This is a genomic window from Janthinobacterium sp., assembly GCF_031995485.1.
In the GTDB taxonomy this organism is placed as follows: Bacteria; Pseudomonadota; Gammaproteobacteria; order Burkholderiales; family Burkholderiaceae_D; genus Janthinobacterium.
Map to the genome: position 1 here is coordinate 1 of NZ_DAMAGB010000016.1, position 25,114 is coordinate 25,114.

The following is a 25,114-nucleotide window of genomic DNA, read 5'->3' on the forward strand; positions in this document are numbered from 1 at the left end:
ACCGCTGACCTCTTGCATGCCATGCAAGCGCTCTCCCAGCTGAGCTATACCCCCCGGGCGCAGAAACACTGCTACTTCTTTGCTACTAACAACACCAGACCGAACTGGCGTCCCCAAGGGGATTCGAACCCCTGTACTCACCGTGAAAGGGTGATGTCCTAGGCCTCTAGACGATGGGGACCGCGGAACTTCCATACAGCTACTGCACCACTTCAACGGCTAACAAAACAACCATCTGTTTTGCTGCTGGTGGAGGTAAGCGGGATCGAACCGCTGACCTCTTGCATGCCATGCAAGCGCTCTCCCAGCTGAGCTATACCCCCGTTGGTGCAGAAACAAGAGTATAGCAAAGAAGTTTCACTCTGCAAATACTCTTTTTCGCCCATGACGAACTTTTCACAGGGGCGGTTTCTGCGCCGCTATTTCACGCTTGCCCGGCAATGCCGATTACAGCCACTTGGCCAGGCGCGCCAGCACGGTCTCGCGGCCGAACAGCACCACCACCTGGTCGATGGCCGGCGTCTGCAACTGGCCCGTCAAAATCAGCCGCAGCGGCATGGCCAGCAGCGGCATCTTGATGGTGTTCGCCGCCAGCACTTCCTTGATCATGGCGGCGATGGCTTCCTTGCTCCACTCCACCGTGGCGATACGTTCGGCGAACTGCGCCAGCACCGGCTTGATGGCGTCCGTAATGTGCTGCGCGGCCAGCGCCGCTTCCGGCTGCGGCTCGCGGAAGAACAGCATCGAGGCGGCGGCCAGTTCATTGACGGTATTGGCGCGCTCCTTCATCAGGCCCAGCACCAGCGCCAGCTCCGGTGCGCCGTCGAACACGGCGCCCGCTTCCACCATCTGCGCACGGGCCAGGTCGGCCAGGCGGGTATTGTCGGCCTGCTTGATGTATTGGTTATTGATCCACTTGAGCTTTTCCAGGTCGAACTGGGCGGCCGATTTGGTCAGGTGATCGAGGTTGAACCACTCGCAGAACTGCTGCACCGAAAATACTTCGTCGTCGCCATGGCTCCAGCCCAGGCGCGCCAGGTAGTTCAGCATCGACTCGGGCAGGAAACCCTGCGCCGGATAATCCATCACGCTGACAGCATCGCGGCGCTTGGACATCTTCTGGCCGTCCGAACCCAAAATCATCGGCAGGTGGCCGTACAGCGGCAGCGGTGCGCCGATGGCGCGCAGGATATTGATCTGGCGCGGCGTATTGTTGACGTGATCGTCGCCGCGCAGCACGTGGGTGATGCCCATGTCCCAGTCATCGACGGCGACGCAGAAGTTATAGGTCGGCGTGCCGTCCGGACGCGCGATCACCAGGTCGTCCAGCTCGCGGTTCGAGATCGTGATGGTGCCCTTGACCACGTCGTCCCAGGTCACGTCGCCATCGAGCGGATTCTTGAAGCGCACGACCGGCTTGCGGTCGGCGGGGATGGCCGGCAGGGTCTTGCCCGGCTCCGGGCGCCAGGTACCGTCATAGCGCGGCTTTTCGCCGGCGGCGCGCATGCGCTCGCGCATCGCTTCGACTTCTTCCGGCGAGGAATAGCAATGGTAAGCCGTACCTTCGCCCAGCATCTGCGCCACCACTTCGCGGTAGCGGTCCATGCGCTGCATCTGGTAGAACGGACCTTCGTCATGCTCCAGACCCAGCCACTGCATGCCTTCGATGATGGCCTGCACGGCTTCCGGCGTCGAACGTTCCAGGTCCGTGTCTTCGATGCGCAACACGAAGGTGCCGCCGAAATGGCGGGCAAAGGCCCAGCTGTACAAGGCGGTGCGGGCGCCGCCCAGGTGCAGATAGCCGGTCGGGCTGGGAGCGAAACGGGTGCGGACGGGAGTAGCGGTTGTGGTCATCGAAGTAATCAGGCTTTAATAGGTAAAACGCCATTTTACTCTGTTCACTACACCCAACGGCAAACCCCGGGGTCGGTCGCTTCGTGATCGAAATGGGGCCCGCCGGGGCCCATTTCCCCTGAGGGTCCGACCCCAGTCCTCGATTGGGGTGGCTTTACAACTGAAGCAGCCGCTTTTTCACCTCGTCCGCCTGCGCCTGCAAGGCCTGCCCGAACAGGGCAACCAGCTGCGACAGGGGCCGGTGCAGCGGCTTGACAATATTGACCGTGAACGGCAGCGACACGGCAAAGCGGCGGATCTGCAGCCCCTGCCCCGCAAAATCGAGCGCCGTGAGCGGGTTGACGATGGCCAGCCCCACGCCTTCGCGCACCATGGCGCATACCGACGCCGCGCTGTGCGTGTCGAGCGCCATGCGCCGCTCCACGCCGGCCTGCGCAAAAATGGCGTCGATCTGCTGGCGGTACGGATCGACCGCCGCCAGGCTGATAAACGGCAGCCCTGCGAAATCCTCCGGCGCCAGGGTAGCCTTGGCCGCCAGCGCATGGCCATCGGGCAGCACGCACACTTCATCGACGGACATCAAGGTATCGAGCACGGTGCCGGGCGGCGCGTTGTCCACCTCCGTCAGGCCGAAGTCGTGGCGCTGCGCCGACAGCCATTCTTCCAGCAGCGGCGACTCCTGCGGCGTGATGCTGATGCTGACATTCGGAAAGTCCGCCACGAACAATTTGCACGCCTGCGGCAGCAGCGACTGCGAAAACACGGGCAGGCAGGCGATCGACAGCTGCCCCTGGTCGAACTGGCGCAGGGCGGTAGCCGTGCTGACGATGCGCTCCAGGCCGAAATAGGCGCGCTGCACCTCCTCGAACAGCTGCAGCGCCTGCGCGGTAGGCCGCAGCCGGCCCCGCTCGCGTTCGAACAGGGTGAGCTCGGTCAAATACTCCAGCCGTGCCAGCTCGCGGCTGACGGTAGGCTGCGAGGTATGCAGCATGGCGGCGGCGGCAGTCACGCTGCCAGTCGTCATGATGGCGCGGAACACTTCGATATGGCGCAGCGAGATGGTCATGCCCATATCATAAATGAATAAGGCAGGCCCAAACAGATATTTTATGCAAGGCTCAAAAACCGGCATCATGATCAGCATCGCAGGTCGGATTAGCGCCGCGCGCGTAATCCGACACCACCACCGTCGCCACCAAAACATTAAGAGACCACCACCCATGAAACCCGTCCCCGACCACACCCTCGCCCAACTCGCCCAGCAGCACGGCACGCCCCTGTGGGTCTACGACGCGGCCACCATCCGCGCGCGCATTGCGCAGCTGGCGCAGTTCGACACCGTGCGCTTTGCGCAAAAGGCCAACTCGAACATCCATCTGCTGACCCTGATGCGCGAAGCGGGCGTGCATGTGGACGCCGTCTCGCTGGGCGAGATCGAGCGCGCGCTGCAGGCGGGCTATACGCCGGCACAGACCAATGGCGCCGCCGGCGTGGTCTTCACCTGCGACCTGTTTGACCGGGCCACCCTGGCGCGCGTGGTGGAAGCGAAGATCGAAGTCAATTGCGGCTCGGTCGACATGCTGCGCCAGCTGGGCCCTGCGTCGCCCGGCCACCGCGTCTGGCTGCGCATCAATCCGGGCTTTGGCCATGGCCACAGCAACAAGACCAATACGGGCGGCGAAAACAGCAAGCACGGCATCTGGCATGAAGAACTGCAGGAGGCGCTGGCCATCATCCGCGCCCATGGCCTGCATCTGGTCGGCCTGCACATGCATATCGGCTCCGGCGTCGATTACAGCCATCTGGAAACCGTCTGCGGCACCATGGTCGGCCTGGTGAAGAACATGGGCCACGATATCGAGGCCATATCCACTGGCGGCGGCCTGTCCGTGCCCTACCGCGATGGCGAGCAGCCGGTCGATACCGGTCACTATTTCCAGCTGTGGGACGCGGCGCGCAAGCAGATCGAGGCCCACCTGGGCCACCCGGTCCATATGGAGATCGAGCCGGGCCGCTTCCTGGTGGCCGACGCGGGTCTCCTGGTGGCCGAAGTGCGCGCCACCAAGCAAATGGGCGGCAATCATTTCACCCTGCTCGACACGGGCTTCAATGAACTGATGCGCCCCGCCATGTACGGCAGCTACCATGCGATGACGGTGATCGCGCATGACGGCCGCGCGCTCGATGCGCAGCGCGCCACGGTGGTCGGCGGCCCGCTGTGCGAATCGGGCGACGTGTTTACCCAGCGCGATGGCGGCGTGGTGGAAACCCGTTTGCTTCCTGCCGCGCAGGTGGGCGACTATGTGGTGTTCGAAGGCGCGGGCGCGTATGGCGCGTCGATGTCGTCGAACTACAATAGCCGCCCGCATGCGGCCGAGTACCTGGTCGACGGGAATGCTTCGCGCCTGATCCGCCGCCGCCAGACGGTGGCCGAGCTGATCGCGCTTGAATCCGTGTAATCCCTGCAAGACCTCGGCTTCGGCGGGCTTCTGATACCATCGGGCAACCCCGATGAAAGCCCGCCATGACCCGTATTATTCTTCCTTCGCGCCGCCTGGCCGCCCTGTTTTCGGCGGCGCTGTTCGTTTCCGTTCTTCTGGGCGGCTGCGCCGAACTGCCCTCGCTGGCCGGCCGCACGCACAGCGTCACCCTGACCGACATGGCCGACACCAGGCTGGCGCAGGCCATCATGCCGGTGGCGGCGCAGCATCCTGGCGTCTCGGGCATCTATTCGCTGTCCGACGGGCGCGATGCGTTTGCCGCGCGCGCCCTGCTGGCCGCCGCCGCCCAGCGCACGCTCGACGTGCAGTACTACATCTGGCACAAGGACATTACCGGCACCCTGCTGTTCGACGCGCTGCGCCAGGCGGCCGAACGGGGCGTGCGCGTGCGCCTGCTGCTCGACGATAACAACACGGCCGAACTCGACGACACCCTGATCCTGCTGGCCAGGCAGCCCAACCTGGAAATCCGCCTGTTCAATCCCTTCGCGCTGCGCTCACCGCGCGCGCTGGGGTTTCTGACCGATTTTTCGCGCCTGAACCGGCGCATGCACAACAAATCGTTCACGGCCGATAACCAGGCCACCATCGTTGGCGGGCGCAATGTGGGCGACGAATATTTCGGCGCGGCCGGCGACGTGCTGTTTGCCGATCTCGACGTGCTGGCCATCGGCCCGGTGGTGGGCGAGGTGTCGCACGACTTCGACCGCTACTGGAACAGCCCGTCGGCGTATCCGGCGCCTCTCCTGATCAAGGCGCCGAAGACGGGCGACGCGAACGATATTGCGGCGGAGGCGGACCGCATCGACGACACCGACGCGGCTGCGGAATATGTACGCGCCATGCGCACCTCGCCGTTCGTGCAGCAGATGATCGAGCGCCGGCTGCCATTCGAATGGGCACCGACGCGCATGGTCAGCGACGACCCGGCCAAGGTGCTGGACCAGGCGCGCGCCGGCAGCGGCGTGGCGGCCAACCTGAAAAACCTGCTCGGCGTACCCGCCACGGAACTCGACCTGGTCTCGCCGTATTTCGTGCCGGGCAAATCGGGCACGCAGGCATTTGCCGACCTGGCGCAGCAAGGCGTGAAGGTACGCGTATTGACCAATGCGCTGGAAGCGACCGACGTGGCGGCCGTGCATGCGGGCTACGCCAAGTGGCGCAAGCCCTTGCTGGAAGCGGGCGTGACCCTGTACGAGTCGCGCCGTTCGTGGGATGAAGGCGACGCGCGCGAAAAGACGGGCCGCTTCGGCAGCTCGGCGTCCAGCCTGCATGCGAAGACCTTTGCCGTCGACGACCGGCGCATCTTTGTCGGCTCGTTCAACTTCGACCCGCGCTCGATCGACCTGAATACCGAAATGGGCCTGGTGATCGACAGCCCGGCCCTGGCCGGCAAACTGGGCCAGGCCATGCGCAGCACCATCCCGCAGCGCGCCTACCAGGTGCTGCTCAACCCCGACGGCTCGCTGTACTGGATCGCGCGCGACGCCAATGGCGGCACCACGCGCTACGACACGGAACCGGGTGCCAGCGTGTGGAAACGCATGGGGGTGTCGATCTTGTCGGTGCTGCCGATTGACTGGTTGCTGTAACAATGGCGCAGTACATGGGCCAACAATATGTCGGATTACGGGCGGCGTTGCCGCGCCAATCCGACCTACGATGCTGGCCAATAGCGCAGGTCGGGTTGGCGCGCAGCGCGCAAGCCGACAACATTGTTGGCCTGGCCGGTGGCGATTTACCGCATCGCTTCCGTCAACACCCTTCCCTCCGACGCCGACGGCTGGCGTATGCGCAGCAGATGCGCCAGGGTCGGTGCGATATCGACCACTTCCGCATACTGGCCATACGCGCCCGGCTTGATCCAGCGCGGGCCGTACACCATTAGCGGCACGTTGGTGTCGTAGGTATAGGGCGTGCCGTGCGAGGTGCCGCCCACGCCCTTGCCGAAGTACCAGGCCGGTTTCGTCACCACCATCAGGTCGCCCGACAGCTGGCGGTTCCAGGCGCGGCGCATCAGCGTATCCATGCGCGTGGCCACCGCGCCGGTCTCCATCTGCGTGCGCGTGTAGACCTGCGCCAGGCCGTCCTGCTGCAGCAGGAAACGCGACGCCTCGTCTTCCAGCTTGACGCGGCCGATGCCGTTTTTTTCCGCCAGCGCGTAGTCGAGATAGATATTCGGCAGCGAATGCGTGGTCACCAGCTTGTCGACGCCCAGCGCGCCCGCCAGGTGCTGATTGAGATTCGCCACCAGCTGCGCGCCGTCGATGCGCTTGGCCGGAATGCCCCGCGTTTCGTTAAATTCCGGGACGTTGGCAAAGCCATGGTCGGCCGTCAGCACCACCAGCACATTGTCCATGCCGACCTTCTTGTCGAGGTCCGCAAAGAAGCCGGCCAGCATGCGGTCGAGACGCTGCAAATGGTCGTGCGACATCCTGCTCTCGGGGCCGTAGGCGTGGTTGACGTAATCGTGGGCCGACAGGCTGACACCGAGAATATCGGGCACGCCGGCCGGGTTGCGGCCCAGCTGCTCGCCATCGACGGCGGCGCGTGCGAATTCCAGGGTCAGCTCGTCGAGGAAGGGGCCGGACTTGAGGCGGCTGTAGTAGTCTGCATCGAGGCTGCCGCTGTCGCTGTAGTAGCTGAACGGGAAGGTATTGCGCGCGCCCGGCCTGGCCGGAACGATGTCGTCACGGGCGTCGTTCGCATAGGCAGAATCGGCCAGCAGCGGCGTCCAGCTCTTGCCGTAGTAGCGGTCCTGCGGTTTGCCTGCCTGGTAGCGCTGCACCCACTGCGGATGCTGCTGCATGTAATAGGTGGAGCTGGCAAAGTTGCCGGTCTTTTCCATGTACATATAGGCAGTGCCGGTCTTGCCGGCCAGCAGGATGGCGCCACGGTCCTTGCCCGACACGGTGATGACCTTGGCCTGGCTGCCGGTGCCGTAGCGCAGCTCGTCGCCGAGCGTGGTCACGCGCAATTTGGCGGGCGAGGTGCCGTCATCGGGTTTGGTCTCTTCGCCGATATATTTGTGCGCGCTGTCTTCGGTGCAGTAGACCGACTGTCTGGTGACCGGGTCGATCCAGTTATTGCCGATCACGCCGTGCTGGTAGGGGTAGGCACCCGACAGCACGGCCGAATGCCCGATGGCGGTGACCGTGATGCCGTGCGCCTGGTGCGCATCGCTGAACCAGGCGCCCTGCTCCAGCAGCCTGCGCAAACCGCCCTGGCCGAACTGGTCGCGGTAGCGCGTGACCTGCTCCTGCGGCAGGCCGTCCACCACCAGCACCACCACCAGCTTGGGTTGTGCGGCCGGCCTGGCAGGCGTGGCGGCATGGACGGAAAAAGCGGCCAGCATGGACGTCAGCAGCAGCGCTGGCGCCAAGGCGCGTGTCAGGGAGATCGGTAATGTCATGGATAGTGTCGGTGGCTGGTTGAACTGCGCGGCGATCGTGCCGCGGCCCGCCCGGCAGCATACCCATGCCAGATGACAGGAGCATGACAGCGAACAGCCGCCATGCTCCTGGAGTGTTACTTAAAAGTCAAACACGGCCTTGAGGCTGGCCACGCGCGGGTCGCCCAGCGGCAGCACGTTGGCGTTCAGCACGCCGGCGTAGTACTCGCGATCGAACAGGTTTTTCACGTTCAGGCTGACGCGGTAGCCGCGGCCCTGGTAGGCCAGGCTGGCGTCCGCCACGGTGTAGCCTGCTACCGTGTAGCTGACGGCCGGTCCCGTCTTGCCCGCCTCGTAGCGCGCACCCAGGCCGGCCGTCCAGCCGTCCATCACGCCGCCACGGAAGCGGTAGTTGGCCCATACATTGGCACTCTGGCGCGGCGTGTTGAGCAGGCGCCGGCCGACGGTGCCGCCGTTGTCTTCGGTCACGCGACCGTCCAGCAGCGTCAATGCGCTCTGCACGCTCCAGCCATTGCGCAGGTCGGCGCTGATCTCGGCTTCGAAGCCGCGCGTGCGCTGCTCGCCCGTCTGCACCTGGGCGCTCGACAGGATGGCGATGTGGGCCGGGTCCGGGTCGGCCGTGGTCACATTCGTGCGCGTCAGGTCGTAGAGGGCGACGGCGCCATTGATGCGGCCACCGGCAAACTGGAACTTGCTGCCTACTTCCGCCTGGCGGCCCTCTTCGGGTTTGAACTGTACGCCGAAAAAGTCGCTGCCGCTGACGGGCAGGAACGAGGTCGCGTAGCTGACGTACGGGATGATGTTCGGCGTCAGCACATACGACAGCGCGGCATTGCCGGTGGTCGACGAGGTGTCCTGGCGCTGGGTGACGCTGGTCAGGCCATTCAGTTCGCGGTTGCGCGCGCGGTCGTGGCGCACGGCCAGGTTGACGCGCCATTGCTCATCGAGCTTGATCTGGTCGCGCAGGTACAGGCCGGTCGACGACACGGTGGTGGTGGTCAGGCGGCTGACGGGCGGACAGGTGACCACCGTGTTGTAGACGGGATTGAGCACGTTGAGCGCACCGATGCGGCAAGCCTGGTTGGCATTGCGCACGCGGTCGCTGTTCAGGTCCAGGCCGGCCATCACATTGTGCTCGACGCCGCCGAAGGCAAACGTGCGCGAGGCATTGGTGTCCAACCCGCGGGTAATCCCGTCGACATCCTGCACCTGCGCGGAGCGCGACAGCAGCAGCTCGTTCGCGGACAGGCCGCCCAGCGAGACGAAGCGCCCGTCCATCGCCATTTTCTGCCAGCGGAAATTCTGCGCCACTTTCCAGCCATTTCCGAACCGGTGTTCCAGGCTGTAGCCGACCTGCTTCTGCGACGAGTCGTACGGGCCGAAACCGGGTTCGCCAAAGAACTGGTTGCGGTCCAGCCGGCCATTGCGGTTCGCCTGCAGGGTGCCCCTGACCGGCACGCCCTGGTTGCGCAGGTATTCGCGGCTGGTGTATGACGTCAGTATCGTGAAGTCCGTGTTCGCGCCCAGGTCCAGCGACAGCGAAGGCGCCAGGTACCGGTTCTTGAACCAGACCTGGTCGGTCTGGTCGTCGCTGCTCGACCACAGGCCATTGAGGCGGAAAGCCGCCTTGCCGCTGTCGTTCAATGGCCGGCCCAGGTCGAACGTGGCCTGCTTGTAGTCGTAGCTGCCCACCGCAAAGCCGGCCTGGTTGAAGCTTTCCGCGCGCGGGCGCTTGCTGACCATATTGACCATGCCGCCCGGCTGCACCAGGCCGAAGTTGATCGAGGCCGGGCCCTTCAGGATCTCGATGGTCTCGACGCCGGATACTTCCTGCGCCACGTAGTTGGACTGGTTCAGTTTCAGGCCGTCGACATACACCGATTCCGAGGCGCGCTGGCCGCGGATGGAAAAATCGTCCCAGCCGCGCTTGCCCCAGCTGCCCGACGACACGCCGGCCGAACTCTGGATCGCCTCGTTCAGGGTGGTGACCTGGCGCGAATCGAGCAGGTCGCGCGTCAGCACGGAGATCGACTGCGCCGTTTCGAACAGCGACAGGTCGGACTTGGTGGTGGTGCTGCTGGCGCGCGTGGCGCCAAAGCCGGAATTTTCTTCGCGCGTACTGGCCACGTGCACGGTCTGGATAGTCGCCTGGACGGCATCGGCGCCGGCATCCGGCGAGCCGGTATCGTCAGCGAAGGCGGGACTGCACAGCAAGGCGGAAGAAAGGGTGAGGCACAACAGGCGGACAGCAGCGGGGATGGGGCGTGGTGTCAGGATGGAGAGAGACATTGAAGAATCTTTATCGTATTGAGAATGATTCTTATTATTAAATGTAAATCCGTGTAAAGACAAGGTGAAATGATTGCCTTGGGATAGTTTTCTGGCCTTTTGACAGGGTTTTTACGTGTTATCCCTTAATGGCCTTTGTGGTTTTTGTTGATGTTTGTGAAATTTTGACAAAAAAAATGCCGCGCGTTGATGCGCGGCATTTTTGCATTGCCGTTGGGTTAAAACACGTTAACGATCAATCGTTTTTAATCACAATGCTCGGGAATTTATTGGTCATGTCCTTCGCCTTCTCCGCCACCTTGATGGCGATGGTGCGCGCGATCTGCTTGTAGATCACGGCGACCGGGCCGTCCGGTTCGGCCACCACGGTCGGCGTGCCCGAATCGGTCTGCTGGCGGATCGCCATGGTCAGCGGCAAGGCACCGAGGAATTCCACGCCGAAGTCCGCGCACATTTTCGCGCCGCCGCCGGCGCCGAAGATTTCTTCCGCATGGCCGCAGTTCGAGCAGATATGCGTGCTCATGTTTTCCACCACGCCCAGGATCGGGATGCCGACCTTCTCGAACATCTTCAAACCCTTGCGCGCGTCGAGCAGCGCGATGTCCTGCGGCGTGGTGACGATCACGGCGCCGGTGACCGGCACTTTTTGCGACAGGGTCAGCTGGATGTCGCCGGTGCCTGGCGGCATGTCGACGATCAGGTAGTCGAGGTCGCGCCAGTTGGTCTGGTCCAGCAGCTGCTGCAGCGCCTGGGTGACCATCGGGCCGCGCCACACCATCGGTTCGTCCGGATCGATCATGAAGCCGATCGACGACACTTGCAGGCCGTGGTTTTCCATCGGCTCCATGCTCTTGCCGTCCAGCGTCTTCGGCTGGCCACTGATGCCCAGCATCATCGGCTGCGACGGGCCGTAGATATCGGCGTCCAGCACGCCCACCGACGCGCCTTCGGCGGCCAGGGCCAGCGCCAGGTTGACGGCGGTGGTCGATTTGCCCACGCCGCCCTTGCCGGACGCGACGGCGATAATGTTTTTCACGTTGCTCATCGGCTTCAAGCCGCGCTGCACCGTGTGCGAGATGATTTTCGACGATACGCCGACGCTGACATTGCCCACGCCCGGCAGCACGCGCAGCGCGTCCAGCACCGATTTGCGGATCAGGTCGATCTGGCTCCTGGCCGGATAGCCGAGTTCGATATCGAGCGAAATATCGGTGCCAGTTGCGCTGCCGTCGACCTTCAGATTCCTGACGGTCTTGCTGGAAACGAAATCTTTTTGTGTATTGGGATCAATAACCTGCGCCAGTGCCGCCTTGACGTCTTCTACCGTGATGCTCATGTAAATACTCCATATGTAATACGCGCAGTCTAGCGCAAATTTGCATGGCGCGACGTGGACAAAACCGCCACGCAATGGCGCGGCATCTGCTCATATTGCGTTTCCGCTGTTAAAATGCCTGTTTATCCATCCCAAAAGTGCATCAATCATGACTCGCAAGCTGTTCGTCACCACTGCCCTGCCTTACGCAAACGCCGCTTTTCACATTGGCCACATCATGGAATATATCCAGGCCGATATCTGGGTCCGGTTCCAGCGAATGCAACGCGATGGCGACGCTGGCCGCGAGGTGCACTTCGTGGGCGCCGACGATACGCACGGCACGCCGATCATGATCGCCGCCGAAAAGGAAGGCATCACGCCGCAGCAGTTCGTGGCCAATATCGCCGCCGGCCGCGCCCAGTACCTGGACGGCTTTCATATCGCCTTTGACAACTGGTATTCGACCGACTCGCCGGAAAACGTCGAGCTGTCGCAATCGATCTACCGCAAGCTGCGCGATACCGGCCTGATCGTCACCAAGACCGTTGACCGCTTCTTCGATCCGGTCAAGGGCATGTTCCTGGCCGACCGCAATATCAAGGGCGAATGCCCGAAATGCGGCGCCAAGAACCAGTACGGCGACAATTGCGAAGTGTGTGGCGCGGCCTACCAGCCGACCGATCTGGTCAACCCGTTCTCGGTATTTACCAACGCCACGCCGGTGATGAAGCCGTCGGAACAGTATTTCTTCAAATTGTCCGACCCGCGCTGCTTCGAATTCCTCAAGGACTGGCTGAACACGCCGGGCCGCCTGCAGCCTGAAATGGTCAACAAGGTCAGCGAATGGCTGGGCGAAGCGGGCGAGAAGCTGGCCGACTGGGATATCTCGCGCGATGCGCCCTACTTCGGCATTCCGATTCCGGATGCACCGGGCAAGTTCTTCTATGTCTGGATGGACGCGCCGGTCGGCTACCTGGCCAGCCTGAAAAACTATTGCGACAAGCAAGGCATCGATTTCGACGCTTTCCTGAACGATCCGAGCACCGAACAGATCCACTTTATCGGCAAGGACATCGTCTCGTTCCACCTGCTGTTCTGGCCTGCCATGCTGAAATTTGCCGGGCACCCGGTGATCGACAAGCTGAAAGTCAATGTGCACGGCTTTTTGACGGTCAACAACGAAAAAATGTCGAAGTCGCGCGGCACCGGCATCTCGCCGCTGCGCTACCTGGACCTGGGCATGAACCCGGAGTGGCTGCGCTACTACATCGCCTTCAAGCTGAACTCCAAGGTGGAAGACCTGGACTTCAACGGCGAAGATTTCGTGGCGCGCGTGAATAGCGACCTGATCGGCAAGTACGTGAATATCGCCAGCCGCTGTGCCGGCTTTATCGCCAAGCGTTTCGATGGCAAGCTGGCCCCGGCCCTGTCCGAAGGCGCGCAGACCTGGATCAACCGCGCGCTGACGCAGGACGTCAACGGCGTCGTGGTCGAGCGCCAGGACAGCATCGCCAGGCACTTCGAGAACCGCGAATTCGGCAAGGCGCTGCGCGAGATCATGGAAATCGCCGACATCACCAACCAGTATGTCGATGAAAACAAGCCGTGGATACTGGCCAAGGACGCGGAAAAAACAGCCGAGCTGCACGACGTGTGCACCACCGCGCTGATCCTGTTCCGCCAGTTGACGATTTTGCTGTCGCCGGTGCTGCCGGGCGTGGCGAAAAACGTGGCCAGTTTCCTCAACGACGCCGACTATACCTGGGCCGACACGCAGGTGTTCGGCGACGCCGTCGCGCACAGCATGCTGGGCCGCACCATCGGCGCCTACAGCCACCTGATGACGCGCATGGACGCCAAGATGATCGAAGCGCTGTTCGATGCGCCGCAAGCCGTGGCCGCTGCCCCGGCTATCGATGCAGCAAATGATGCTGCGCCGGCTCTGGTCGCCGCAACCCCGGCCTGCGCCATCGAAGAGCTGGCGCCCGAAATCAAGATCGACGACTTCCTGAAGGTCGACCTGCGTATCGCCAAGATCGTCAACTGCGAACTGGTGGACGGCTCGGACAAGCTGCTGCGCCTGACCCTGGACGCGGGCGAAGGCCGCCTGCGCAATGTGTTCTCGGGCATCCGTTCGGCCTACAAGCCGGAACAGCTGGTCGGCAAGCTGACCGTGCTGGTGGCCAACCTAGCGCCGCGCAAGATGAAGTTCGGCGTGTCCGAAGGCATGGTGATGGCGGCGTCCGCCGCCGACGAAAAGGCCAACCCGGGCATCTATATCCTGAACCCGTGGCCGGGTGCCGAACCTGGCATGCGCATCCGTTAAGGCCACGCCATGAAGATCGTGGTGCGCGAAGCGGGCGATGCGGATGCGGCCCTGATGGCCGGACTGACCCGCGCGGCATGGGCGGGCAAGGTCGCCGCCTCGTCCAGCGGGCACCACGAAACGCCGGAGCAGGTGGCGCGCTATCTGCGCAGCGGCGGCGGCTTCATTCTGTTGATCGACGGCATGCCGGCAGGTTCCCTGCGCTTCATGCCGCTCGACAGCGAACCGTCGATCTGGGAAATCTCGCGCATGGGCATTTTGCCGGCCTGGCGCGGCCACCACTGCTCGCAGCATCTGCTCGAAGCCGTGATCCATCATGCATTGTCGTGCCAGGCCGAAGAATTGCGGCTGGCCGTGCGGCTGGACCAGGGCAAGCTGATCGACTTTTATGCCGCCTTCGGTTTTGAGCTGGCGGAAGAACTCGAATATTCGCACGCCAATCCGGCCGAACCGCCCCCTTCCGTGATGCGGCGCATGCTGCGCTACTAAGCGGCGTTACCAAGTTACATTACCAAGTTACGTTATTGAGTTTTAGAAATTTCCATTGCAGCCCAGGCGACAGAATGTCCCACCGCGCTGCCCGGCGCGGTAAAATGTGGCCTGCTGACTTTTTATACAGAAAAGACCATGAAACTGCCTGCAAAACACATGAATTACGTTTCGGACCACACCCTGTTCATCGCCGAACTGAAAGCGAAGAACCCGGGCATGGAAGAAGGCCAGCGCGCCGGCCGCGCCCTGCTGTGGGACAAGCCGCCCGTCAGCCTCGACGAGCAGGACCGCCAGATGGCCTCGGCCGTCAAGCAACAGGCTTACGTCTACCAGAACAAGATCTGATAGACCGCCTGCGGAACCGGCATGTTGCCTGAAGAAACGGCGGACTCGCCAGGCACAGACGCGCCTGATGCGTCCGCCGTGGCGATTGCGCCACCCGAACCTGCCGCTGCCGCCGTCGCTGATCCGCTGGCGATTGCCCGCCTGTACGGCGAGCCGCTGCTGCGCATGCCGACGGATCTGTATATCCCGCCGGACGCGCTGGAAATCTTCCTCGAAGCCTTCGAAGGCCCGCTCGACCTGCTGCTCTACCTGATCCGCAAGCAGAATTTCAATATCCTCGATATCCCGATGGCGCAGGTCACCCTGCAATACCTGAAGTATGTCGACCAGATCCGCGTGCGCAACCTGGAACTGGCGGCCGAATACCTGCTGATGGCCGCCATGCTGATCGAGATCAAGTCGCGCATGCTGCTGCCCTCGCGCAAGAGCGAGGTCGAGGAAGACGGCGGCGATCCGCGTGCCGAACTGGTGCGCCGCCTGCTGGAATACGAGCAGATCAAGCTGGCCGCCTACGACCTGAACGCGATTCCCCAGTTCGAGCGCGACTTCGTGCGCACCCAGATCTTCATCGAGCAAAGCCTGACGCCCACCTGGCCCGAGGTCGAGGCGGTAGACCTGCAGCAGGCCTGGCTCGACCTGCTGAAACGCGCCAAGCTGACCCAGCATCACCGCATCAGCCGCCAGGAACTGTCGGTGCGCGAGCACATGACGGCGATTTTGCGCCGCCTGCAGGGCGCGCGCTTCGTCGAATTCGGCGACCTGTTCGAGCTGTCCGGTGGCGTGCCGGTGCTGGTGGTCAATTTCGTGGCCCTGCTGGAACTGGCCAAGGAAACCCTGATTGAAATCACGCAAGCCGAACCGTTTGCGCCCATTTACGTCCGGCTGGCCTATTCGCCGGCCTGATACCATCTCCCTTTGTCACTGACCACCGTACAACGGGGTTTTAGCGAAAGCAATCCATGAAAATTATTTCCGACATTGAAGAATTGCGCGACCAGCTCAGCGGACAGCTGCGCACGGCATTCGTGCCCACCATGGGCAACCTGCATGAAGGCCATCTGTCCCTGATGCGCCTGGCGCGCAAGCATGGCGACCCGGTGGTGGCCTCCATCTTCGTCAACCGCCTGCAGTTCGGCCCGAATGAGGACTTCGAAAAATATCCGCGCACCATGGCGGCCGATGTCGCCAAGCTGGAAAAGGAAGGCGTCTACGTGCTGTTCGCGCCGACCGAGAAGGAACTGTATCCGGAGCCGCAGGAATACCGCGTGCGCCCGCCTGAGGGCCTGGGCAATACGCTGGAAGGCGAATTCCGACCCGGCTTCTTCGAAGGCGTGTGCACGGTGGTGACCAAACTGTTTTCCTGCGTGCAACCGCGCGCGGCCGTGTTCGGCAAGAAGGACTACCAGCAGCTGATGATCATCCGCAACATGGCGCGCCAGCTGGCCATGCCGACCGAAATCATCGCCGCCGAAACGTATCGCGCCGAAGACGGCCTGGCGCTGTCGTCGCGCAATATGTATCTGTCCGACAGCGAACGCGCGGAAGCGCCCGAGCTCTACAAGGGCCTGAACTTTGTGGCCGAGGAAGTACGCAAGGGCAACCTGTCCGTTACCGAACTGGAACAGGCCGCCATGCGCCTGCTCGACGGCCGCGGCTGGAAGTCAGACTATATCTCCGTGCGCAAGCGCGCCGACCTGCAGGCGCCGAATGCGGCCGAGCTGGCGGCCGGCGAGCCGCTGGTGGTGCTGGCGGCAGCGAAGCTGGGGCAGACGCGCCTGATCGACAATCTGGAGATTTAGCCGACATGCCGAGACCGTTCAGTTAGCGTCCCGCGCCACCAGCACACCGGCAAATGGATTAAAACCTCAATCGCCCGCACCGGTCCCCGGGCCAAGCGGGCCTGAAAAATGTCGAGGGCAAGGCGCAGCGACGAAGACGGTACGACTGGTACGGCAATGAGCTGCAACGCAGCCATCGGCATTTTCTCAGGCTCGCGTCTCCGGCCCGCCATTTTGACGTTTTTGCGCCTTTCAATGCGTCGGAAAGCTTAATTTAACGGCATCAGTTCGGATCCCGGATGTAAAAAAAGCTGCCAGTTCACACTGGCAGCTTTTTTATTGGATCAACCCCGGCAAAATCAGGCGCCGGCTTTTTCCAGCTTTTCAAAAATCTTGTTCAGCTTTTCATCGAGCGTCGCGGCCGTGAACGGCTTGACGACGTAGCCGCTGGCGCCGGCTTGCGCGGCAGCGATGATGTTTTCCTTTTTCGCTTCAGCCGTCACCATCAGCACCGGCAGCTTGGCCAGTGCCGGATCGGCGCGGATATGCTGCAGCATGGTCAGGCCGTCCATGTTGGGCATGTTCCAGTCCGAGACGACGAAATCGTACGATTCCGCGCGCAGCTTGGCCAGACCCATCACGCCGTCTTCCGCCTCGTCGACGTTGGCATAACCCAGTTCCTTCAACAGATTCCGGACAATGCGGCGCATCGTCGAAAAATCGTCAACGACTAAAAATTTCATCTTTGGATCAGCCATGAATAACTCCGTTGTTTCTGTAGCGGTTTGTTAATAATATCGACATGAATGCCGACATTATGGTCGACACTACGGCAGCAAGCTGTAGGATAGCATTTTCGTTGCTTTTAAGCGAAAAAACTTGCCCTTTATCATAGGAAACGTGGCTTACACGCGCAAAGCGCGCATGCCATGCGCCGCCAGGTAGCCCAGCACCATGCCGGGCAGCGCTGTCAGCGCACCAACCTCGTGCGTGGCGCCGACGGCAATCGCTTCGCGCGGCATGCCGAACACCACGCTACTGGCTTCATCCTGTGCGAAATTATACGCTCCTGCGGCCTTCATCTCCAGCATCCCTTGTGCGCCGTCCTTGCCCATGCCGGTCAGGATCACGCCGACCGCGTTCTTGCCGGCAAACTGCGCGGCTGAACGGAACAGCACGTCCACCGACGGACGGTGGCGGTTGACCGGCTCGCCCTGGTCGATCTTGGTCATGTAGTTCGCGCCGCTGCGGGTCAAGGTCAGGTGCGAGTGGCCCGGGGCGATATACGCGTGGCCTGGCAGCACGCGCTCGCCGCCGGCCGCTTCCTGCACCGAGATCTTGCACAGCGAATCGAGGCGGCGCGCAAACGAGCGCGTAAAGCCTTCCGGCATGTGCTGGGTGATCAGGATGCCGGGACAGTCCGACGGCATCTGCATCAGGAACTCGCGGATCGCCTCGGTGCCACCCGTGGATGCGCCGACGATGATCAGTTTTTCCGACGACAGCAGCGGATTGCGCAGGATCGGCAACGGCGCCGTGCCAGGCGCTGCCGGCGCGCCGTGCGGCGCCAGCGTGCGGGCACGGATGCGCGCCTTGGAAGCGGCGCGGATCTTGTCGGCGATCATCTCGGTGTACTCGCGCATGCCGCTCTGAATCGAAATCTTCGGCTTGGTGACGAAATCGACGGCGCCCAGTTCCAGCGCGCGCATGGTGATTTCCGAGCCGCGCTCGGTCAGCGACGACACCATCAATACCGGCATCGGGCGCAGGCGCATCAGTTTTTCCAGGAAGTCCAGGCCATCCATCTTCGGCATCTCGACGTCCAGCGTCAGCACGTCCGGATTGGTCTGCTTGATCATTTCGCGCGCCACCAGCGGATCGGGGGCGGTGCCCACCACTTCCATGTCGGGCTGGCTGTTGACGATTTCCGCCATCACGCTGCGGATCAGCGCCGAGTCATCCACGATCAGTACCTTGATCTTCATTTATTCCCCTTCCAGGCCATACGGGCCTTTACTCATGATCTTTGTTAGAACAAGTCGACCGATCCGCCTACCGGAGCGACTTTCAGGCGGCTCGCGTAATCGAGTTCGCGGCGTACCAGCGTGTCGTTATGCGACTGCATCAGCTTCTTGACCAGCACCTTGCCGCTGCGCGGGAAGAAATACACCTTGCGCGGATGGATGTCATTCAGGTCTTCGGCCACCACGCGCATCTTCTCGGCCTTCAGGTAGTTGATGACGAAGGCCGCATTGCGCTCGCCGACGTTGATCGCCGTGAAGCCGCGCAGCACGGCGCCGCCGCCGAACACCTTCGCTTCCATGTTCTCGCGCTTGGCGCCCGCTTTCAGCAGGTCGTTGATCAGTATCTCCATCGCGTAGGTGCCATAGCGCATCGAGGCCGAGATCGGGCTGTTGGTGTCGCTGCCGCCGTCGGGCAGCATGAAGTGGTTCATGCCGCCCAGGCCCGTGACGCGGTCGCGGATGCAGGCCGACACGCACGACCCCAGCACGGTCACGATCAGCATGTCCTTGTTGGTGAAGTAGTACTCGCCAGGCAGGATCTTGGCGGCTTCGCAGTTGAACGTCCGGTCGAAATAGACGTTGGTGGCAAATTGTTCTTTGGGTGCGAGGCTCATGGCTAATCTCAGGTACGTTGCGACGATGCTTTGGGTGCGGTGCTGCGCGCCAGGTCCAGTTCATAGACCGTCTTGCCGCGCAGTTTCAGTGACTCCGACACGTACAGGAAATTTTCAGAGTGGCCCGCGAACAGCAGGGCATCAGGTTTCATCAGCGGCACGAAGCGCGACAGGATCTTGCGCTGGGTCGCCTTGTCAAAATAGATCATCACGTTGCGGCAGAAGATCACGTCGAACTGGCCCGTCAACGGCCAGCCGTCGGCCAGCAGGTTCAGCGGCTTGAAGGTGATCATCTGGCGCAGCTCGGGGCGCACCCGCACCTGGCCTTCGCGGTCGCCCTTGCCGCGCAAGAAAAAGCGGCGTGCGCGGTCGGCCGGCATCTTGTCGAGGCGGTCGAGGTTGTAGACGCCATTGGCGGCCGTGGCCAACACATTGGTGTCGATATCGGTGGCGATGATGGTCACCGGCGGCGTGAGCGTGTTGAATGCTTCGCACACCGTCATGGCGATCGAATACGGCTCTTCGCCGGTGGAGGCGGCCGAGCACCAGATGGTGATCGGCCCCTTGAGTTTTTTCACGTGTTCGGCCAGCAGCGGAAAGTGATGCGCTTCGCGGAAGAACGAAGTCAGGTTGGTGGTCAGCGCGTTGGTGAATGCTTCCCACTCGTCGCCCATGCGGCCCGCTTCCAGGTCGTCCAGGTAGCGCACGAACGAGGAGATACCGGTCGCGCGCAGGCGCCGCGCCAGGCGGCTGTAGACCATCTCCTGCTTGCTGTCGGCCAGCGCGATGCCGGCCCGCTTGTAGATCATTGCGCGGACCCGCTCGAAATCCTTGCCGGTAAAGTCAAACTCCTTGACTGAATCCGATTTAGTTTGCGGCATTTGTGTTTACCTCTTTCATGACTGCTTGGACCAATGCCTGTACTGTGCAAGTATAACCAGCGGGGCCGCCGGGATTACGATCGGTCAGAATTCTTCCCAATCGTCCCCGTTGGCCACCGCCAGCTTTTTCGCGGGTGGCGAAGCTGTCGTCTTCGCCGCTGCCGCCCTGTTTTCCACCGCCTTCACCACTTTCGCGCTGGCTGCCGGCGGCCTTGCCGGCGCTGCAGGCCTGGCGGCCATCGCCACCGGCGCATCGCTGTCGCCACCGAGCTTGAAGATGCTGACCGCATCGGCCAGGCGCTGCGCCTGGTCCTGCATGCTTTCGGCCGCCGCCGCCGCTTCCTCGACCAGCGCCGCATTCTGCTGCGTCATCTGGTCCATCTGCGCGATGGCCTGGTTCACTTCCTCGATGCCATGGCTCTGCTCCTGGGTCGCCGCCGTGATCTCGCCCATGATGTCGGCCACCTGGCGGATCGAGGTGACGATCAGCCCCATGGTCTGGCCGGCTTCATCGACCAGCCGGCTGCCCGCGTCGACCTTGTCGACCGAGTCGCCGATCAGGCTCTTGATTTCCTTCGCCGCGCCGGCCGAGCGCTGCGCCAGGTTGCGCACTTCCGACGCCACCACCGCAAAGCCGCGTCCCTGCTCGCCCGCGCGCGCCGCTTCGACCGCAGCATTCAGCGCCAGGATATTGGTCTGGAACGCGATGCCGTCGATGACGCCGATAATGTCGACGATCTTGCGCGAGCTGTCCTTGATCGAGCCCATGGTGTCGACCACCTGCGCCACCACGCTGCCGCCCTGCTGCGCCACCGACGACGCCGACACGGCCAGCTGGTTGGCCTGGCGCGCATTGTCGGCATTCTGTTTCACCGTCGAGGTCAGCTCTTCCATCGACGACGCCGTCTCTTCCAGCGAGCTGGCCTGCGTCTCGGTGCGGGACGACAGGTCGGCATTGCCGCTGGCGATCTCGCGCGAGGCGATCGTGATCGTCTGCGTACCCTGGCGCACATCGCTGACGGTGCGCACCAGGCTTTCATTCATGTCCTTCAATGCCTGCTGCAGCGCGCTGGTCTCATCTTTTCCTTCGACCACCACGTGCGAGGTCAGCTCGCCCGCCGCCACCTTCTGCGCCACCGCCACCGCGCCCGACAGCGGCACCGTGATCGAACGCGTGATGAACACCGCGCACCAGGCGCCCAGCGCCACGGCCACGCCGCCCAGCACCATCAGCACCAGCATCAGCCGCTGGTCGTCGGCCAGCGAACCGGCCATGAAGCTTTGCTGGCTGGCGTGCTGCAGCTGCAGCAGCTTGTTGATATCGGCCAGCATCTTGCGGTTCAGCGGATCGATGCGGTTGGCGATCACCTTGGCGCCGCCTTCGCTGTTAAACGCCAGCACCTGGCCCATCGCTTCCTTGAACGCGCTGTCGACCTCGCGGTCCAGCGTGGCGATATTGGCCAGCAGCGCCTTTTCGCCATCGGACAGGCCCAGCGTGGCCAGCCTGTCGCGCCCGGTCTCATAGAGCTTGCGCTGTTCGCGCACCTTGCCTTCTTCCACCTGCATCAGGCCGACATCGCCCTGCAGGCCGATATTGCGCATCGCGATGCCCATTTCCAGCATCGCGCTTTTCATGGTCGAGGCCTGCGTGTTCTTTTCGCTGGCCAGTTCCAGCCCCGCCAGCAGCTGGGCCTTGTTCCGGTAATTCAATACATTGGCCGATACCACCACGACCACCAGGATGGCCAGAATGCTGCCGAAGCCGATTCCCAACCGCGTACCGATCTTGAAATTGCGCAAACCCATTACAGTCTCCCCCTATGTTTGATGACGGCGCGCACGATAGTCGTGTCGCGCCGTGCCGTGGCCTGGTTTCTGTGAACCTTGCGGCCTGCCGGCGCGCCTCTGATCGCGCCGGGTCATGCATATGCTGTAGTGATGCTGGTGCTGGTGCTGCTGTCAATCTTGTTGCGGGTGTTGCCGGGTTACGCTGAACGTCGGGTTCCGCTGCGCTAACCCGACCTGCCCGACCTGCGCGACTTTCGCTTTCACCCCCAACCGCAAAATGCCGGGGTCGGACCCTGAGGGTCCGACCCCAGGTGCTGCCTTGGGGTCAAAGGTTGCTCAAGCGGCCAGTTTGTCGATCAGGCCCATTTCGCTGCTCGACATCAGCTTGTCGATATCGACCAGGATCAGCATGCGCTCGTCGATCGTGCCCAGGCCGATCATGTAGTCGGTCGAAAACGCGGTGCCCATTTCCGGCGCCGGCTTGACCTGTTCCGGGGTCAGGGTGGTGACGTCGGAGACGCTGTCGACCACCATGCCGACGATACGGCCACCGATGTTCAGGATGATCACCACCGTGAACTGGTCGTACACGGGCGTGCCCAGCTTGAACTTGATGCGCATGTCGACCACCGGGATGATGATGCCGCGCAGGTTGATCACGCCCTTGATGAATTCGGGCGCGTTGGCGATGCGGGTAACCGCTTCGTAGCCGCGGATTTCCTGGACTTTCAGGATATCGATGCCGTACTCTTCCGAGCCCAGCGTGAAGGCCAGGAATTCACGGCCGGCGATATCCTTGCCGTCGCTGGTTTTGCTGGATGATTGTTGAGTATCTGACATGGCAGGTTTTCCTATCGTTTATCTATCGGTGTTACGAAAAAATGGCTTCGTCCGCCAGCTGGCGGGACGAGCGGATCAGGGCGGCGACATCGAGGATCAGCGACACGCCGCCATCGCCCAGGATGGTGGCACCGGAAATGCCGACCACCTTGCGGTAATTCGATTCGAGGTTTTTCACCACCACCTGCTGCTGGCCGACCAGGTCGTCGACAAACAGCGCGGCCTTGCGCCCTTCCGTTTCCAGGATCACGCAGATGCCTTCGGACGGATTGACAAAGCGCGGCGCGATATCGAACATCTGGTACAGGGGGATCAAAGGCAGGTATTCGCCGCGCACTTTCACTACCTGTCCCTTGCCGCTGATGTCCTTGATGTCTTCGACGGCCGGCTGCAGCGATTCGATGACAAAGCCCAGCGGCAGGATATACACTTCCTCGCCAACGCGGATCGACATGCCGTCCAGGATCGCCAGCGTGAGCGGCAGCGAAATCGAAATCGTGGTGCCGAAACCCTTGGCCGAGCGGATGTCGACCACGCCGCCCATGGCGCTGATATTGCGCTTGACCACATCCATGCCCACGCCGCGGCCCGACACGTCGGTGACCGCTTCGGCGGTGGAAAAGCCGGGCGCGAAAATCAGCTGCCACACCTCGGCGTCGCTCATCGTGTCCGACACGTCCATGCCCTGCTGCTGCGCCTTGGCCAGGATGCGTTCGCGGTTCAGGCCCGCGCCATCGTCCGATACTTCGATGATGATGTTGCCGCCCTGGTGGCTGGCCGACAGGAACAGGCGGCCCGCTTCGGTCTTGCCGGCGGCCACGCGGGCGGCCGGCATTTCCACGCCATGATCGATGCTGTTGCGCACCAGGTGCGTCAGCGGATCGACGATGCGTTCGATCAGGCCCTTGTCCAGTTCGGTAGCCGCGCCATTGGTGATGAAGTCAACCTTCTTGCCCAATTTGCCGGCCAGGTCGCGCACCATGCGTGGAAAGCGCGAGAACACGAAATCCATCGGCATCATGCGGATCGACATCACCGCTTCCTGCAGGTCGCGCGTATTGCGCGTCAGGTGGCTGACGCTGTCGAGCAGTTTTTCATGCAGCATCGGGTCGAGCGCGCCGGCGCGCTGTTCGATCATCGCCTGCGTGATCACCAGTTCGCCCACCAGGTTGATCAACTGATCGACCTTTTCGATCGACACGCGGATCGACGACGATTCGGCGCCCGCCTTGTCGGCGTCTTTCTTGGCAGGTTTTTTCTCGTGTTCCGCCTCGCCGGCTGCCACTACCGCCACCGGTGCGGCAACGGCTGGCGCCACGCTGGCGGCGTTGGCGCGGATCTGTTCGAGCGGCTGGAAGAAGCCGTAGCCGCGTTCGGCGTCCGTCTGCACGCCGGCGGCGGCGCGGATGTCCTCGAGCGGCTGGAAGAAGCCATAGCCCTGCTCCGCCTCGCTCTTGACGCCGGGCGCATCCGGCAAGGGATCGAAGAAACCGTAGCCCTGCGCCGCTTCCTGCGCGGCGCGCGCGGCCTGGGCAGTCGTCGCTTCGCCCGGCGCCAGCGGCGGCGCCTGCGTGATCACCATGTCGTCCGGGTTCAGCACGAACGAGCAGATGGCCAGGATATCGTCCAGGCTCTCATGGGTCGTCACTTCGAGCACGCTGCGCGTATCGGGCAGCTGCGATACCGCCACGTCGCCCAGCAGGCCCAGTTCGGCCGCCAGCGCATCGACTTCGCGCTGCTCCATCTTCGGCAGTTCAAGCCGGAAGCGGTGGCCACCGGCATGGCTGACGGCGGCTTTTTCGGCCGTATGAAAGGCCGGCGCGACCGGCGTGAGCGCCGCCACCGGCACGTCCTGCGCAAACGACTGCAGCATCATGCGCACGTTGGCCACGGCGTCCTGGTCCACCTCGGAGCCGAGGCGATGGCCGTCGAGCTGCATCTTGAGGATATCCTTGGCCGCCAAAAAGGCATCGACGTGTTCGGCCGTCAAGGCCATCTGGCCCTGGCGGATACGGTCGAGCAGGGACTCGAGGATGTGGGTCACCTCGCTCATGTCCGACAGGCCGAACGTCGACGCGCCGCCCTTGATCGAATGGGCGGTACGGAAAACGGCATTCAGGTCTTCGGCGTCGGGCGCCGCAATATCGACGGCCAGCAGCAGCCGTTCCATTTCAGCCAGCAGTTCCTCGGCCTCATCGAAAAAGACCTGGAAAAACTGGCTAATATCGATGGTCATATCGTGACTCCGTCCATTGCATCGTTGCGCTGTGCGACTGGCATCAGCCGATCACCTTCTTGACCACTTCGATCAGGCGTTGCGGATCGAACGGCTTGACCAGCCAGCCATTGGCGCCGGCCGCACGTCCCTTCGATTTCATTTCGTCCGACGATTCCGTCGTCAGCATCAGGATGGGCACCTTCTGGTAAGCCGGCAGCTCGCGCAGCAGCTTGATCAGTTCCAGGCCGTCCATGCGTGGCATGTTCTGGTCCGTCAGCACCAGGTCCACGGTTTGCAGCTTGGCTTTTTCCAGTCCGTCCTGGCCGTCCACGGCCTCCACCACCTGGTAACCGGCGGCTTTCAGGCTGAACGCCACCATCTGGCGCAATGAGCTGGAATCGTCCACTGCAAGTATCGTTTTGGCCATCTTTGCT

General features: G+C 62.7%; 20 protein-coding genes and 2 tRNA genes. 7 read left to right on the forward strand and 15 right to left on the reverse strand.

Annotation, left to right across the window (positions count from 1 at the left end):
- Window positions 1-105 precede the first annotated feature (105 nt).
- From RTQ46_RS11510 to RTQ46_RS11525, 4 genes are all read right to left on the reverse strand, one after another.
- Window positions 106-181, reverse strand: a tRNA-Glu gene (locus RTQ46_RS11510).
- Window positions 182-247: 66 nt separating this feature from the next.
- Window positions 248-323: transfer RNA gene (locus tag RTQ46_RS11515), tRNA-Ala, on the reverse strand.
- Between the two features lie 124 nt (window positions 324-447).
- Complete coding sequence (gltX, locus tag RTQ46_RS11520; protein ID WP_312436665.1) at window positions 448-1,854, reverse strand: glutamate--tRNA ligase; 1,407 nt, start codon at window positions 1,852-1,854, stop codon at window positions 448-450.
- A gap of 154 nt (window positions 1,855-2,008) precedes the next feature.
- Window positions 2,009-2,920, reverse strand: a complete 912-nt coding sequence (locus RTQ46_RS11525; protein WP_312436666.1) for a LysR family transcriptional regulator — start codon at window positions 2,918-2,920, stop codon at window positions 2,009-2,011.
- Window positions 2,921-3,074: 154 nt separating this feature from the next.
- Between RTQ46_RS11525 and lysA the strand changes: the two genes are divergently transcribed.
- Window positions 3,075-4,313: a diaminopimelate decarboxylase gene (gene lysA, locus RTQ46_RS11530; protein ID WP_312436668.1), complete on the forward strand. Its 1,239-nt coding sequence runs from the start codon at window positions 3,075-3,077 to the stop codon at window positions 4,311-4,313.
- 65 nt (window positions 4,314-4,378) lie between these two features.
- On the forward strand, window positions 4,379-5,947 hold the full coding sequence (locus RTQ46_RS11535) for a phospholipase D family protein (RefSeq protein ID WP_312436669.1): 1,569 nt from the start codon (window positions 4,379-4,381) through the stop codon (window positions 5,945-5,947).
- Window positions 5,948-6,093: 146 nt separating this feature from the next.
- Here the strand turns inward: RTQ46_RS11535 and RTQ46_RS11540 are convergent, their stop codons facing one another.
- The 3 genes from RTQ46_RS11540 to apbC all read right to left on the reverse strand — a co-directional run bounded on the left by RTQ46_RS11540 (window position 6,094) and on the right by apbC (window position 11,392).
- A complete protein-coding gene (locus RTQ46_RS11540; RefSeq protein ID WP_312436670.1) occupies window positions 6,094-7,767 on the reverse strand; it encodes an alkaline phosphatase family protein in 1,674 nt (557 codons plus the stop codon).
- A gap of 120 nt (window positions 7,768-7,887) precedes the next feature.
- Complete coding sequence (locus RTQ46_RS11545; protein WP_312436671.1) at window positions 7,888-10,056, reverse strand: TonB-dependent siderophore receptor; 2,169 nt, start codon at window positions 10,054-10,056, stop codon at window positions 7,888-7,890.
- Window positions 10,057-10,291: 235 nt separating this feature from the next.
- On the reverse strand, window positions 10,292-11,392 hold the full coding sequence (apbC, locus tag RTQ46_RS11550; protein WP_312436672.1) for an iron-sulfur cluster carrier protein ApbC: 1,101 nt from the start codon (window positions 11,390-11,392) through the stop codon (window positions 10,292-10,294).
- A gap of 148 nt (window positions 11,393-11,540) precedes the next feature.
- Between apbC and metG the strand changes: the two genes are divergently transcribed.
- The 5 genes from metG to panC all read left to right on the forward strand — a co-directional run bounded on the left by metG (window position 11,541) and on the right by panC (window position 16,336).
- Window positions 11,541-13,700 carry a methionine--tRNA ligase gene (gene metG, locus RTQ46_RS11555; RefSeq protein ID WP_312436674.1) on the forward strand — a complete coding sequence of 720 codons (2,160 nt, stop codon included), beginning with the start codon at window positions 11,541-11,543 and terminating at the stop codon, window positions 13,698-13,700.
- Window positions 13,701-13,709: 9 nt separating this feature from the next.
- Window positions 13,710-14,189, forward strand: a complete 480-nt coding sequence (locus tag RTQ46_RS11560) for a GNAT family N-acetyltransferase (protein ID WP_312436675.1) — start codon at window positions 13,710-13,712, stop codon at window positions 14,187-14,189.
- Between the two features lie 138 nt (window positions 14,190-14,327).
- Complete coding sequence (locus RTQ46_RS11565) at window positions 14,328-14,537, forward strand: DUF3460 family protein (RefSeq protein ID WP_312436677.1); 210 nt, start codon at window positions 14,328-14,330, stop codon at window positions 14,535-14,537.
- Between the two features lie 21 nt (window positions 14,538-14,558).
- Window positions 14,559-15,440 carry a ScpA family protein gene (locus tag RTQ46_RS11570; protein ID WP_312436678.1) on the forward strand — a complete coding sequence of 294 codons (882 nt, stop codon included), beginning with the start codon at window positions 14,559-14,561 and terminating at the stop codon, window positions 15,438-15,440.
- A 56-nt stretch (window positions 15,441-15,496) separates the two neighbouring features.
- The gene (gene panC, locus RTQ46_RS11575; protein ID WP_312436679.1) at window positions 15,497-16,336 is read left to right on the forward strand and encodes a pantoate--beta-alanine ligase; all 840 of its coding nucleotides are present in this window, start codon (window positions 15,497-15,499) and stop codon (window positions 16,334-16,336) included.
- Window positions 16,337-16,674: 338 nt separating this feature from the next.
- Here panC and cheY read toward each other — a convergent pair whose 3' ends face one another.
- The 8 genes from cheY to RTQ46_RS11615 all read right to left on the reverse strand — a co-directional run bounded on the left by cheY (window position 16,675) and on the right by RTQ46_RS11615 (window position 25,107).
- Window positions 16,675-17,073 carry a chemotaxis response regulator CheY gene (gene cheY, locus RTQ46_RS11580; protein WP_010396677.1) on the reverse strand — a complete coding sequence of 133 codons (399 nt, stop codon included), beginning with the start codon at window positions 17,071-17,073 and terminating at the stop codon, window positions 16,675-16,677.
- A gap of 147 nt (window positions 17,074-17,220) precedes the next feature.
- Window positions 17,221-18,300, reverse strand: coding sequence for a chemotaxis response regulator protein-glutamate methylesterase (locus RTQ46_RS11585; RefSeq protein WP_312436692.1), 1,080 nt, complete (start codon window positions 18,298-18,300; stop codon window positions 17,221-17,223).
- 44 nt (window positions 18,301-18,344) lie between these two features.
- Entirely contained in the window at window positions 18,345-18,953 is a 609-nt protein-coding gene (cheD, locus tag RTQ46_RS11590) for a chemoreceptor glutamine deamidase CheD (RefSeq protein WP_312436693.1), read from the reverse strand.
- A gap of 8 nt (window positions 18,954-18,961) precedes the next feature.
- Complete coding sequence (locus tag RTQ46_RS11595) at window positions 18,962-19,834, reverse strand: CheR family methyltransferase (RefSeq protein ID WP_312436694.1); 873 nt, start codon at window positions 19,832-19,834, stop codon at window positions 18,962-18,964.
- An 84-nt stretch (window positions 19,835-19,918) separates the two neighbouring features.
- Window positions 19,919-21,640 (reverse strand): methyl-accepting chemotaxis protein, encoded by a 1,722-nt coding sequence (locus tag RTQ46_RS11600; RefSeq protein WP_312436695.1) that lies wholly within the window; start codon window positions 21,638-21,640, stop codon window positions 19,919-19,921.
- Between the two features lie 318 nt (window positions 21,641-21,958).
- The gene (locus RTQ46_RS11605; protein WP_312436696.1) at window positions 21,959-22,462 is read right to left on the reverse strand and encodes a chemotaxis protein CheW; all 504 of its coding nucleotides are present in this window, start codon (window positions 22,460-22,462) and stop codon (window positions 21,959-21,961) included.
- Between the two features lie 31 nt (window positions 22,463-22,493).
- On the reverse strand, window positions 22,494-24,698 hold the full coding sequence (cheA, locus tag RTQ46_RS11610; RefSeq protein WP_312436697.1) for a chemotaxis protein CheA: 2,205 nt from the start codon (window positions 24,696-24,698) through the stop codon (window positions 22,494-22,496).
- Between the two features lie 43 nt (window positions 24,699-24,741).
- Window positions 24,742-25,107 carry a response regulator gene (locus tag RTQ46_RS11615; RefSeq protein WP_065306416.1) on the reverse strand — a complete coding sequence of 122 codons (366 nt, stop codon included), beginning with the start codon at window positions 25,105-25,107 and terminating at the stop codon, window positions 24,742-24,744.
- Between the last annotated feature and the right edge of the window lie 7 nt (window positions 25,108-25,114).